We start from the raw sequence: 12,834 nt of genomic DNA on the forward strand, positions 1-12,834 counted from the left end.
GCGAGGTATGCCGGAGGCCGTCCGGCATACCTCAACCGGTTGTCTGTTTTCAGACTTCCTCGACGCTGCTCGGCTCCCGCCGGGACAGGTCGATGCCGAGCTCCTCCGCCGCGCGGAAGACCTCCTGATCGGAGTCGCGCAGGTCGATCAGGCTGCCGTCGCTGGAGAGCACCTCGACGTTGAGGCACAGCGACTGCATCTCCTTGATCAGCACCTTGAACGACTCCGGGATGCCGGGCTCGGGGATGTTCTCGCCCTTGACGATGGCCTCGTAGACCTTCACGCGGCCCGTCACGTCGTCGGACTTGATCGTCAGCAGCTCCTGCAGCGCGTAGGCGGCGCCGTACGCCTCCAGTGCCCAGACCTCCATCTCACCGAAGCGCTGGCCACCGAACTGGGCCTTACCGCCGAGCGGCTGCTGGGTGATCATCGAGTAGGGACCGGTGGAGCGGGCGTGGATCTTGTCGTCGACCAGGTGGTGGAGCTTCAGGATGTACATGTAGCCCACCGACACCGGCTCCGGGAACGGCTCGCCGGAGCGACCGTCGAACAGCCGGGCCTTGCCGGTGTGGTCCACCAGCCGCTGGCCGTCACGCGTCGGCAGCGTCGAGTCGAGCAGCCCCGTGATGACGTCCTCGGACGCACCGTCGAACACCGGCGAGGCGACGCGGGAGTTCGGTGGCGCCTGGTGGGCGTCGGCCGCGATCTGCGCCGCAAAGGAGGTGTCGCCGGCAGCCTTGGAGATATCCCAGCCACGCGAGGCCGACCAGCCCAGGTGCAGCTCCAGGATCTGGCCGAGGTTCATGCGCCGCGGCACGCCGTGCGGGTTGAGCACGACGTCGACCGGGGTGCCGTCCTCCAGGAACGGCATGTCCTCGACCGGGAGGATCTTGGAGATGACGCCCTTGTTGCCGTGGCGGCCGGCGAGCTTGTCACCGTCGGTGATCTTGCGCTTGTTCGCGACATACACGCGGACCAGCTGGTTGACGCCCGGCGGCAGCTCGTCGCCCTCTTCGCGGTCGAACACCTTGACGCCGATGACGGTGCCGGTCTCGCCGTGCGGGACCTTCATCGAGGTATCGCGCACCTCGCGCGCCTTCTCACCGAAGATCGCGCGCAGCAGGCGCTCCTCCGGGGTCAGCTCGGTCTCACCCTTCGGGGTGACCTTGCCGACCAGCAGGTCGCCGTCGCGAACTTCCGCACCGATGCGGATGATGCCGCGCTCGTCCAGGTCGGCCAGCACGTCCTCGCTGACGTTGGGGATGTCGCGAGTGATCTCCTCCGGACCCAGCTTGGTGTCACGGGCGTCGATCTCGTGCTCCTCGATGTGGATCGAGCTGAGCGTGTCGTCCTGCACCAGGCGCTGGGACAGGATGATGGCGTCCTCGAAGTTGTGACCCTCCCAGGACATGAACGCCACGAGGAGGTTCTTGCCGAGCGCCATCTCGCCACCGTCGGTCGCGGGACCGTCGGCGATGACCGCACCGGCCTCGACCCGGTCGCCACCGTTGACGACGACCCGGTGGTTGTAGCAGTTGCCCGCGTTGGAGCGGATGAACTTGCTGATCCGGTAGGTCGTCTGGGTGCCGTCGTCGTTGAGGACGGTCACCAGGTCCGCGGAGACCTCGGTCACGACACCGGCCTTCTCGGCACGGACGACGTCACCGGAGTCCAGCGCGGCGCGCTGCTCCATGCCGGTGCCGACCAGCGGCGCCTCGGACTGCACCAGCGGCACGGCCTGACGCTGCATGTTGGCGCCCATCAGCGCACGCGAGGTGTCGTCGTGCTCCAGGAACGGGATCAGCGCGGTCGCCGCCGACACCATCTGGCGTGCGGAGACGTCCATGTAGTCGACCTCGTCGGCCGGCACGTCGCTCGCCTCACCGCCACGGGTGCGGACCAGGACACGCTCCTCGGCGAAGTGGTTGTCGTCGGTGAGCGCGGCGTTGGCCTGCGCGATGACGAAGTTGTCCTCCTCGTCAGCGGACAGGTAGTGGATCTCGTCGGTCACCTTGCCGCCCTTGACCTTGCGGTAGGGGGTCTCGATGAAACCGAACGCGTTGATTCGGCCGTATGACGCGAGCGAGCCGATCAGACCGATGTTGGGACCTTCAGGGGTCTCGATCGGGCACATGCGGCCGTAGTGGCTCGGGTGGACGTCACGGACCTCCATGCCGGCGCGGTCACGGGACAGACCACCCGGGCCGAGCGCGTTCAGACGCCGCTTGTGCGTCAGGCCCGACAGGGGGTTGTTCTGGTCCATGAACTGCGACAGCTGGCTGGTGCCGAAGAACTCCTTGGTGGAGGCGACGACCGGCCGGATGTTGATCAGCGTCTGCGGCGTGATCGCCTCGACGTCCTGGGTCGTCATCCGCTCGCGCACGACGCGCTCCATGCGGGACAGACCCGTGCGGACCTGGTTCTGGATCAGCTCACCGACATTGCGGATGCGGCGGTTGCCGAAGTGGTCGATGTCGTCGATCTCGACCCGCAGGTCGACTTCTTCGCCGTCGCGGTGACCCTTGATGCTCTCCTGGCCGGCGTGCAGCGCGACGAGGTACTTGATCGTGGCGACGATGTCGTCGACCGACAGCGTGCTGTCGTTGATCGAGGCCTCGAGACCGAGCTTCTTGTCGATCTTGTAGCGACCGACCTTGGCCAGGTCGTAGCGCTTGCCGTTGAAGTAGAGGTTGTCCAGCAGGTTCTGGGCGGCCTCACGGGTCGGCGGCTCGCCCGGGCGCAGCTTGCGGTAGATGTCCAGCAGCGCCTCGTCCTGGTTGGCGGTGTGGTCCTTCTCCAGCGTCTGGCGGATCGACTCGTAGTCGCCGAACTCCTCCAGGATCTGCGCCTCGGTCCAGCCGAGCGCCTTCAGCAGCACGGTCACCGACTGCTTGCGCTTGCGGTCGACGCGCACGCCGACCTGGTCGCGCTTGTCGACCTCGAACTCCAGCCACGCACCACGGCTCGGGATGATCTTGGCCGTGTAGACGTCCTTGTCGGAGGTCTTGTCGAGCGCACGCTCGAAGTAGACACCCGGGCTGCGGACCAGCTGGGAGACGACGACACGCTCGGTGCCGTTGATGATGAACGTGCCGCGGTCGGTCATGAGCGGGAAGTCACCCATGAAGACCGTCTGGCTCTTGATCTCACCGGTGCTGGAGTTCATGAACTCCGCGGTGACGAACAGCGGCGCGGCATAGGTCATGTCGCGCTCCTTGCACTCCTCGATGGAGTACTTGACTTCCTCGAACCGGTGGTCGCGGAAGGACAGGCTCATCGAGCCGGAGAAATCCTCGATCGGGGAGATCTCCTCGAAAATCTCCTCGAGGCCGGAGCGGTCCGGGACGTCGACCTTGCCGGCGTCCTTGGCTTCGGCCACACGGGCCTGCCAACGCTCGTTGCCGAGCAGCCAGTCGAAGCTGTCGGTCTGCAGGGCCAGCAGATCAGGGACTTCCAGCGGTTCGCGGATCTTGGCGAACGACAGACGACCGGAGGCCGTCTTTGCCGAGGAGAGGGATTGGGTCGCAGTGCGCGAGGCAGCCAAGGATGGATCCTTCCACAGGCATTCAAAGCGGGCGATTCGAGTCGCGCAGCCGCAACCTCCTCCGTCACGGTCGACCTCGCCGCGGGCGCGACGACATGGGCTGGAAGTCGGGCGCGTCCGAGGCAAATCGGCGCGCGGATTTCAGCACGGTCAAAGGTGGGGTGGCTGGATACGGGCAGCGCAAAGCAACACAATACCCTAAACGTGGCCGGCTGTCCACACGCGGTAGCGGTCGGACCTCAACAACCCCCCGGCTCGGAGATTCGACGCCACGAGAGTGCACCTTCCCGAGCGCTGGGTCAAGGGCTACGCGTCAGTAGGCGTGTCGTGTCCGCGCACTGCACGGGCCCGAGCGCTTCGGCCGAGCGCTTCGACCGGCATGCCGCGGGGCTGACGCCATACGCCTTCTCGAACGCCGTGCTGAGGCTGAAATGCGCTGCCGTAGGGCCACGGCCTCAGGCGAGCACGTCCACCTGGTCGTGATCGTCCAGCGAGGACGCCAGCCGGGCGAGATGCCAGCGGGTGTCGCCGAAGGTGTGCTCGATCGCCGTCAGCCGTACCGTGTAGTGCCCGACCGCATACTCCGCGGTCATGCCGATGCCACCGTGCAGCTGGATCGCCTCCTGCCCGATGTGCCGGCCGGACTGTCCGGTCACGACCTTGGCGCGGGAGGCGGCCGTGGCGTCGTACGGGTCGGCTGCGAGGGCCATCGCTGCGTAGAGCACGGTGCTGCGGGCGAGTTCGAGCGAGACGTACATGTCGGCCGCCCGCTGGGTCAGGGTCTGGAACGCTGTGAGCGGGACGCCGAACTGCTTGCGGGTCTTGAGGTATTCGACGGTCATCGGCAACGCGGCATCCATGGCGCCGAGGGCTTCCGCCGTCACCGCCAGGATGCCGAGGTTGACACCTGCCTGGATGGCACGCGCAGCGTCGTCGACGCTGCCCAGCGGGACGGCCGGTGTGTTGTCGAGCCGCAACCGCATCCCGGAGACCTGCCCGCCGTCCACCAGGAACAGCCCGGTGCGGTCACCGACCCGGGCGGTCACCACGAACTGGTCGGCCGCGTCGGCATACGGCACCGGCTCCTTGGTGCCGGTGAGCGTCACCTCCGATCCGGTGCCGGACGCCGTGACGTCATGGGCCTCCAGCGACCAGGCGCGGCCCGGCTCGGCGAGGGCCGGCACGATGAGCGAGCTGCCGTCGAGCAGGTCGGGCAGCAGCTTGCTGCGCTGCTCGTCGGTGCCGCCGAACGCGATCAGGCCGGCCGCGGTGAGCGCGTCGGCGTATGCCGTGACGACACGCGCCTTGCCCAGTTCCGTTGCGGCGATGGCGACTTCGACGGTGGAGGCGTCCGCTCCCCCGACGTCCTCGCCGAACGGCAGGGCGAGCAGACCCATCGCGGCGAGCGCTCCCCAGACCTTGACGTCGTACGTCGCCGGACCGACCGGGACGTCGCCGTGCGCCTCGTCCGGAGCGTTGCGGGCGGCCAGCTCGCGGACCGCGTCTTGCAGGGCCTTCTGCTCGTCGTCGAACGTGAAATCCATGTCTGCTCAGCCCTTCAGTCCGAGGATGGCCGAGGCGATGATGCTGCGTTGCACCTCGTTGGATCCGCCGTAGATCGACGCCTTGCGGAAGTTGAGGTAGGTCGGCGTGGCGAGGGCCGTCCAGGCTTCGAGGTCGGTGTCGTCGGGTTGCGTCCACTCCAGCGAGGCCGGCCCGGCGATGTCCACGGTGAACTCCAGGACGTCCTGCTGCAGCTGGGAGCCGCGCAGCTTCAGGATCGAGGACGCGGGCTCGGGCTTGTCGCCGTGGGAGTTGGCGGCGACCCGCAGGACGGTGAGTTCGAGTGCCGCTACGTGCGTTTCGAGTTCGGCAAGCCGTGCCGCGACCAGCGGGTCCTGCAGCAGCGTGGCGTCACCGGACTTGGTGGCGGCTGCATACTCCTTCGCCTTGGCGAGGACCCGCTTGATGCTGCCGACGGATGCGACGCCAACGCGCTCGTTGCCCAGGAGGAACTTCGCGATGGTCCAGCCCTGCCCGCGCTCCCCCACCAGCTGGTCGGCGGGCACCCGTACATCGTCGAAGAACACCTCGTTGACCTCGTGGCCGCCGTCGATCAGCTGGATCGGCCGGACGGAGATGCCGGGGGTCTTCATGTCGATGAGCAGGAAGGAGATGCCGAGCTGCTTCTTGGCTGCGTCCGGCTCAGTGCGCACGAGTGCGAAGATCCAGTCGGCGTGCTGGCCGAGCGTGGTCCAGGTCTTCTGCCCGTTGACGACCCACTCGTCGCCGTCGAGGACGGCTTGGGTGCGCAGGCTCGCGAGGTCGGAGCCGGCGTTGGGCTCCGAAAACCCTTGGCACCACCAGATGTCCAGGTTGGCGGTGGCCGGCAGGAACCGCTCCTTCTGCTCCTGCGTGCCGAACGTCGCGATGACGGGACCGACCATATTGGCATTGAAGGCCAGCGGCGGCGGGACGCTGGCCGCCTGCATCTCCTGCAGGTAGATGTGGCGTTGCAACTGCGTCCAGTCCTTGCCGCCCCACTCGGTCGGCCAGTGCGGGACCGCGAGTCCGGCCTCGTTGAGCAGCCGCTGCGACTGGCGGATGTCGTCGGCGCCGGGCTCGCCGCCGGCGGCCCAGCGGTTGCGCAGCTCGGCCGGGATCTTCGCGGTGAAGAAGTCGCGCATCTGCTGCTGGAACGCAGCATCCTCGTCGGACATGTGCAGGCGCATGCGGGCAACCCTTCGGTCGTCGTGAGTGTGCTACTCCACAGTAAACCATCGACTAAGCGCTTGCTTAGCGATGGCGTGGACGCCTGGCGGACCGCCATCCCCGCCGAGCCGCGCGGGACGCGAGAAGGCCCCGATCCACCAGGGATCGGGGCCTTCTCAGGGAAGCAGTGAAGCGTCAGCTCACTTGAGCTCGACGGTCGCGCCGGCGCCCTCGAGCTGCTCCTTGGCCTTCTCGGCCGCGTCCTTGTCGACGTTCTCCAGAACCGGCTTCGGAGCGCCGTCGACGAGGTCCTTGGCCTCCTTCAGGCCGAGAGAGGTCAGCGCGCGCACCTCCTTGATGACCTGGATCTTCTTCTCACCGGCGGCGGTGAGGATGACGTCGAACTCCGACTTCTCCTCCTCGGCCTCGGCGGCGGCACCACCGGCGGCACCGCCGGCAGCGGCCACGGCGACCGGAGCGGCAGCGGTGACGTTGAAGGTGTCCTCGAACTCCTTGACGAACTCGCTGAGCTCGATCAGGGTCATCTCCTTGAACTGGTCAAGGAGCTCTTCGGTGCTGAGCTTTGCCATGGTTGGCAACCTTTCGTTCGTTTCTACGACCGGAGTCGCATGCCGTGAGTGGCGTTGTTGTTGCTACAGGTTCGAGCCGTGTGCCGCAGCGGCACTCAGCTCTCGTCGCCACCCTCGGCGACGTCGGTGGCAGCCTCGGCCGGAGCCTCGGCAGCGGTCTCTTCGGCGGTCGCGGCCGGGGCGTCGGCGGCAACCGGACCCTCGGTCTCGACCTTGGCGCGCAGCGCGTCGACGACCCGAGCGGTCTGCGACAGCGGCGCGGCGAAGAGGTAGACCGCCTGGCTGAGCGACGCGTTCATGGCGCCGGCCAGCTTGGCGAGCAGGACCTCGCGAGACTCGAGGCTCGCAAGCGTGGTGATCTCTTCCGATGACAGGGCCTTGCCGTCCATGACGCCGCCCTTGATCACCAGCAGAGGGTTCGCCTTGGCGAAGTCACGCAGCCCCTTGGCAGCCTCCACCGGGTCACCGGTGATGAAGGCGATCGCGGAGGGACCCTGCAGGTCGCCCGCGAATGCCGTCACACCGGCCGCCTCGGCGGCGCGCTTGGTGAGCGTGTTCTTCACCACGGTGTAGGTCGCGTGCTCACGGATGGAGTTGCGCAGCTGGGTCAGCTGGGCCACGGACAGGCCGCGGTACTCCGTCAGCACGGCCGCACCCGAGTCACGGAACTTGTCCGTGAGCTCGGCGATGGCTGCCGACTTGTCGGACTTGGCCATGCGGACCTCCTTGATCGGTGAATGTTCGTCCCGAGGAGCCGCCGCGCCGGAGTCGCCATACGAAAAAGAGCCCCGGCACAGATGTCCGGGGCTCGCACGAGATCAGGCGGCACACCCGGAGGTATGACGTGATCGTGCTGGCTGGTTCACCTGCGCTGGTCGCCCGCTCGTCGTGCGGAACCTTCGGTCACGTGCTGCCACGTGAACAACCGGCGGTCTTCGGTGCGTCAAGGGTACGGCTTCAGGCGACCCGGGAGCAAATCGGCCAGCAGACGACGGTCGTGTGGTCGAGCAGGTCCTTCTCGTCGCCCCGCGGCAGGTAGCGTTCGCGGACCGGACCGTCACCGGACATCGCCCGATCCATCACCGACCGGCCGAGCACGCCATACGCACGATCCAGGTCGATGAACGGTCCGTCATATGTGGTCGTGGCGAACTGTCCGCCGGGCAGTTCCTCGGCGCCTCGAGTGCCCGCCTCGACGGGGAGGTAGGCGACGAGTTCGGCGGCGCCGTCGGTGAAGTACTCGGTCGGGAAGATGACGCCGTCCGGTCCGGTGCGTCGGCCGTGGCTGACCCGCAGCCTGCGGTGCAGGTCCGTGAAGGCAGCCACCCACCAGGCCATGGCGGTCTCGCCGGTGACGTCGGCGCGCACGACGAGCGCGTGCACTGTCGGCTCGTGCACCGTGTCGACGCCGAGCACCGGCTGCTCGTCCTGCAGGATCCGGCGCAGGGAGTCGACGGTCTCCTGGGTCTGCCGCAATTGCTCGGTCATCCGGTCCAGGTGCTCGGCGATGATGACGTCCCGCGCCGCGGGATCGGGCGCACTCACCACCCGGCGGACCGCGTCGACGGGCAGGTCGAGGTCGCGCAACCGGCGGATCAGCTGCGCGTCGGCCACCTGCGACGACCGGTAATAGCGGTAGCCGGAGTGCGGATCGATCCGCGCCGGCTCCAGCAGTCCTACCTCGTGGTAGTGCCGCAACGCCTTGACGCTGAGGAACGTCATGCGGGAGAAGTCGCCAATGCTCAACAGGTCGGTCATGCGCACAACGCTCAACCCTCCCCCACGGGGAGGGTCAATGTCACGGAAGTTGTTGAGTCTCCCCCTGCGGGAGGCCGGAGAACTGAGCCATGACAACAACCAGCACAGCGCGACGCGCCACGCGTTCCGCCTCCCCCAAGACCGTTCCCGCTCCCGCGGATCCGGCGTCCCCGGCCGGTTGGCTGCCGCTCGTCACGCTGCTCGCCGGCGTGTTCGTGGTCGTCCTGGACTTCTTCATCGTCAACGTCGCCCTTCCTTCCATGCAGCAGGACCTGCACACGGACGACACCGGGGTCGAGTGGGTCATCGCCGGCTTCGGGCTGACGTATGGCGGGCTCCTCCTCGCAGGGGCCAGGGCCGGCGACCGGTGGGGCCGGCGCCGGATGTTCGGCTCCGGTGTCCTGCTCTTCACGATCGCCTCCGCCGCGTGCGGGCTGGCACCGACGATTGAGACGCTGACCGGTGCGCGCATCGTCCAGGGCGTCGGCGGCGCCCTCATCACCCCCATGGTGCTCGCGCTGATCGGTGACATCTACCAGGGACCGGCACGCGCCCGCGCGATCGGTGCCTACTCCACCGCCATGGGGGTGGCTGCCGCGAGCGGGCAGCTGATCGGGGGCGCGCTCATCCAGCTTGACCTGCTCGGTCTGGGCTGGCGCTCGATCTTCCTCGTCAACGTGCCGATCGGCTGCGGCATACTCGCCCTCGTGCCGCGCCTGCCCGGCACCCGTGCGCAGAACCCGCCGCGGCTCGACCTCGCGGAGACGGCCCTGTCGACCGCCGCGCTCACCGCGCTGCTGCTGCCGCTGCTCGAGGGCCGCCGGCTCGGCTGGCCGGCCTGGACCTGGGCCAGCCTCGGCGCCGTCGTTCTGCTCACTGCCCTGCTCGCCAAGCGCTGCACCGTACTGCTGCGCCGGGGCGAGGAGCCGATGCTCGGCGCGGTGCTGCACGGATCGCGGGCGGTGCGCCGGGGTCTGGTGCTGCAGGTGGTCCTCTTCCTCGGGATGGCGTCATACTTCCTCGTCCTCGCGATCTACCTGCAGGACGGTCGGGGCCTCAGCGCGCTGGAGTCCGGCACCATGTTCACGGTGCTGGCCGTCGCCTATCTGGTCGGCACCGCTCAGGCGGGACGGCTGGTCGCCCGCTTCGACGAGCGCACGATCGCGGTCGGCGCAGGTTTGTCGCTGCTCGGTCACCTCCTCACGGCGGTCGTCGTGGTCGACGCCTCCGGCGGGAGTGTGCTGTGGCTGGCTCCCGGGCTGGCACTGACCGGCCTCGGCATGGGCGTCTGCCTGACCAGCCAGATCGCCGCGGTCATGTCCGCGGTGCGTCCGGCACAAGCCGGGTCGGTGTCCGGCACGCTGTCCGCGGTCCAGCAGGTCGGCAACACGGTGGGCGTTGCGCTCGTCGGCATCGTCTTCTTCGGTGCCATGGACCATGGCCCGCGCATCGCGTTCGAGCACGGCCTCGGCTACCTGGGCGTGGTGACGGCGCTGCTCGGTCTGCTGGTGCTGGTGCCGACACGTGCCCGCCGCCGCTGAGTGGCCCCGCCGATGCCCCGAGCACTCGTGTGCTCGGGGCATCGCTCATGCGGTCGTCTGTGCCGCCAGCCGGACGTGAGTGTTGCGAGCGCCATACCCGTCGTAACCGCCTCTGCGCTCGAGGATCTCGACGAAGAAGCCGCCGTCGCACGGCATGGTGTAGGCGTGCAGCAGCTCGCCGCCCCGGGAGTCCGCGTCGTAGAGGAGCCGGTGCTCGCGGAGCACCGCCAGCAGACCCGGGACCAGGTCGAACGTCGCGTCCAGGTCGTCGTAGTAGTTGTCCGGCACGGGCATCAACGCGACACCGGCGGCCCGCAGCCGATCGACCTCGGCGACCGCGTCGGCGCACGCGAAGGCGAGTTGGGTGACGCCGTCCGGCGCATCGGTCGCCCCGCCGACCTGCGACACATTGAGCACGACGCGCAAGTTGCCGCTCTCCGGCCGCAGGTCGCGGCTCTGCAACCGTCCGTGGGGCTGGATGAACTCCTGGAGTGAGCCAGGCCGCAGACCGAGCAGGATGCGGTAGAACGCCATCTCCTCGTCGAGCCGGTCCGGCGACACGGTGATGCCGAGATGGTCCACGCCGAGCCAGCCGCCGTCGGTGACGAATCCATCGGCGCGGAAGTCCAGGTGCCAGTCGTCCGGCTCACCGGCCGGTGCGCTGACGAAGACGTGGACACCGCTCGGCGCGGTGATGCCCGGCAGCGCGGACTCGTCCGCCCCCCGAGTGTGCTGGAGCTCCGGCCAGTCCAGCGCTCTGGCCCGGGTCTGCACGGCGCCGACCGAGGGCGCGACCAGACCGAGGGCCTGCGGCCGCCCGTGAGCGGAGCTCTCCTGCCCGTTCAGCACCACGGCCGCTTCGCCGTTGCGCCACCAGGTGACCGGCTTGGTCCGATGGACACCGGCCAGGCGGAAACCCAGGGCCTCCAGGGTCGCCTTGACCTGCGAATCGTCCGGTGTCGCAGCCAGTTCCACGAACGCCACGTCCGACGCCGCCACCGCGGGCAGCTCACGCGTCACCTGGTCCTCGAGGAAGAGGAGCGAACGCATCGCATCGCGTGCGGTCACCGCCGGTGGTGCCTCCCGCACCACGTCGCTGAACACCTCCAGCGACACCGGCCCGGCATACCCCGCCTCGAGCGTTGCGGCGAGGACACCCGCCACGTCCAGCGTCCCCTGGCCGGGGAAACAACGGAAGTGCCGCGACCACTCCAGAACGTTCATGTCGAGCATCGGCGCGTCAGCGACCTGCAGGAAGCCGATCCGGTCGCCCGGTATGCCGGCCAGCGCGCTTCCGTCGTCTCCGCGCGCGAGCAGGTGGAAGGTGTCCACGGCGAGGGTGACCGCCGGGTGGTCGGCGTCCTGCACGGCGCGCCACGACTGCCGGACCCGGTTCACGTGCCGGCCCCAGGCGAGCGCTTCGTAGGCGACGACCAGGCCGTGCGCGTCGGCGAGCTCGCCGATCCGGTGCAACTGTTCGGCGCGCAGCCCGGGGTCGTCGATCGCGTCCGCCGAGACGTTGGAGCACGCCAGGACAACCGGTGCCCCGAGCTGCTGCGCCGTCTCGAACTTGCGGCGCAGCCGGTGCAGCACCTTGTCGAAGTGCTCGGGCGGCACGCCCTCCACGTCCCGCACCGGTTGGAAGAGGTCCACGGCGAGGCCGAGATCGGCGCATCGGGCCGCCACCTCGGCCGGACGCAGCGGTGACGCGATCAGATCGTTGTCGAAGATCTCCACACCGTCGAAGCCCGCGGCCGCGATCGTGGTCAGCTTCTCGGAGAGGAGTCCGCTGAGCGACACCGTCGCGATGCCCTTGTGCCAACGGCTCACGAGGCAGTCAACTCCTCGAAGTGCCGGATCATCCGGTCGGCATCCGGGGTCCGGCCGGTGAAGTGCGCGAAGGCGTCGGCCGCCTGGAACACCGCCATACCTCCGCCCCGAAGCACCCGGCAGCCGAGTTCCGTTGCGCGCTGGATGAGTTCGGTGTGCAGCGGGAAGTAGACGACGTCGGACACCCACAGGTCGGGCCGGAGGAGGTCGGCGCCGATCGGCATACCTTCCTTACCGAGCATGCCGATCGGCGTCGCGTTGACCAGACCGTGCGCGCCGGCCAGCGCGGTGGCCGCGTCGGCGGCGACGCCGACCCGGTCGTCGCCGAACACCTTCGCCAGGCGGGTCACGCAGCTGTCGGCGCGCTCGCGATCGACGTCCACCACGCTCACGTGCTCCGCGCCCTGGTGCAGCAGCGCGTAGCCGACGGCCGACCCGGCGCCACCGGCGCCGACCAGCACGACCCGATCGCCGACCGCGTCGGGCAGCACCCGGCGGAAGGCCTGACCGTAGCCCGACCAGTCGGTGTTGGTGCCGATCAGCCGGCCGTCGCGGATCAGGACGGTGTTGACCGCGCCGAGGTCATGGGCGTCCTCGGTCAGCTCGTCGAGGAGCGGTATGACGGCCTGCTTGAACGGATGGGTGATGTTGAGGCCATCGAAGCCCAGCCGCCCGGCCCAGTCCAGGACCTCCGGCAGGTCGGCGCTGGTGAACCGCTGGATGCCGGCATCGATGCGGCGGTAGGTGAGGTTCAGCCCGCACGCCGAACCTTCGTGCTCCTGCATGGCGGGCGTGAGGGAGGCGCTGATGCCGGCGCCGACCAGGCCCAGCACGAATGAAGTCTGCTGCGTCATGGGGT

At 68.7% G+C, this 12,834-nt stretch carries 9 protein-coding genes; 1 reads left to right on the forward strand and 8 read right to left on the reverse strand.

What is annotated here, in order from left to right; all coding sequences use genetic code 11:
* Positions 1-49: 49 nt before the first annotated feature.
* The 6 genes from rpoB to ACN8HC_RS00190 form a co-directional block, all read right to left on the reverse strand.
* Positions 50-3,544 carry a DNA-directed RNA polymerase subunit beta gene (gene rpoB / locus ACN8HC_RS00165; protein ID WP_490072845.1) on the reverse strand — a complete coding sequence of 1,165 codons (3,495 nt, stop codon included), beginning with the start codon at positions 3,542-3,544 and terminating at the stop codon, positions 50-52.
* 455 nt (positions 3,545-3,999) lie between these two features.
* Complete coding sequence (locus ACN8HC_RS00170; protein WP_490072846.1) at positions 4,000-5,088, reverse strand: acyl-CoA dehydrogenase family protein; 1,089 nt, start codon at positions 5,086-5,088, stop codon at positions 4,000-4,002.
* Positions 5,089-5,094: 6 nt separating this feature from the next.
* Positions 5,095-6,276 (reverse strand): acyl-CoA dehydrogenase family protein, encoded by a 1,182-nt coding sequence (locus tag ACN8HC_RS00175; protein WP_490072847.1) that lies wholly within the window; start codon positions 6,274-6,276, stop codon positions 5,095-5,097.
* Positions 6,277-6,456: 180 nt separating this feature from the next.
* On the reverse strand, positions 6,457-6,846 hold the full coding sequence (gene rplL / locus ACN8HC_RS00180) for a 50S ribosomal protein L7/L12 (RefSeq protein ID WP_490072848.1): 390 nt from the start codon (positions 6,844-6,846) through the stop codon (positions 6,457-6,459).
* Between the two features lie 95 nt (positions 6,847-6,941).
* Positions 6,942-7,562, reverse strand: coding sequence for a 50S ribosomal protein L10 (rplJ, locus tag ACN8HC_RS00185; protein WP_490072849.1), 621 nt, complete (start codon positions 7,560-7,562; stop codon positions 6,942-6,944).
* Between the two features lie 241 nt (positions 7,563-7,803).
* Positions 7,804-8,604 carry a MerR family transcriptional regulator gene (locus ACN8HC_RS00190; protein WP_490072850.1) on the reverse strand — a complete coding sequence of 267 codons (801 nt, stop codon included), beginning with the start codon at positions 8,602-8,604 and terminating at the stop codon, positions 7,804-7,806.
* A gap of 89 nt (positions 8,605-8,693) precedes the next feature.
* On the opposite strand from ACN8HC_RS00190, the gene ACN8HC_RS00195 reads away from it, so the two are divergent.
* Positions 8,694-10,145, forward strand: coding sequence for an MFS transporter (locus ACN8HC_RS00195; protein ID WP_490072851.1), 1,452 nt, complete (start codon positions 8,694-8,696; stop codon positions 10,143-10,145).
* A gap of 45 nt (positions 10,146-10,190) precedes the next feature.
* Here the strand turns inward: ACN8HC_RS00195 and ACN8HC_RS00200 are convergent, their stop codons facing one another.
* The gene (locus tag ACN8HC_RS00200) at positions 10,191-11,975 is read right to left on the reverse strand and encodes a sugar phosphate isomerase/epimerase and 4-hydroxyphenylpyruvate domain-containing protein (RefSeq protein ID WP_490072852.1); all 1,785 of its coding nucleotides are present in this window, start codon (positions 11,973-11,975) and stop codon (positions 10,191-10,193) included.
* Positions 11,972-12,829 carry a shikimate dehydrogenase gene (locus ACN8HC_RS00205; protein ID WP_490072853.1) on the reverse strand — a complete coding sequence of 286 codons (858 nt, stop codon included), beginning with the start codon at positions 12,827-12,829 and terminating at the stop codon, positions 11,972-11,974. The genes ACN8HC_RS00200 and ACN8HC_RS00205 overlap by 4 nt, the downstream gene beginning before the upstream one ends.
* Positions 12,830-12,834 lie beyond the last annotated feature (5 nt).

This window comes from Flexivirga sp. YIM B11880 (assembly GCF_058148645.1).

What these genes read in the sequence shown, in the direction of transcription:
- rplL (WP_490072848.1), bottom strand. Translation starts at nt 6,846, where the DNA reads ATGGCAAAGCTCAGCACCGAAGAGCTCCTTGACCAGTTCAAGGAGATG.
- rplJ (WP_490072849.1), bottom strand. Translation starts at nt 7,562, where the DNA reads ATGGCCAAGTCCGACAAGTCGGCAGCCATCGCCGAGCTCACGGACAAG.
- ACN8HC_RS00170 (WP_490072846.1), bottom strand. Translation starts at nt 5,088, where the DNA reads ATGGATTTCACGTTCGACGACGAGCAGAAGGCCCTGCAAGACGCGGTC.
- ACN8HC_RS00175 (WP_490072847.1), bottom strand. Translation starts at nt 6,276, where the DNA reads ATGCGCCTGCACATGTCCGACGAGGATGCTGCGTTCCAGCAGCAGATG.
- ACN8HC_RS00190 (WP_490072850.1), bottom strand. Translation starts at nt 8,604, where the DNA reads ATGACCGACCTGTTGAGCATTGGCGACTTCTCCCGCATGACGTTCCTC.
- ACN8HC_RS00195 (WP_490072851.1), top strand. Translation starts at nt 8,694, where the DNA reads ATGACAACAACCAGCACAGCGCGACGCGCCACGCGTTCCGCCTCCCCC.
- ACN8HC_RS00205 (WP_490072853.1), bottom strand. Translation starts at nt 12,829, where the DNA reads ATGACGCAGCAGACTTCATTCGTGCTGGGCCTGGTCGGCGCCGGCATC.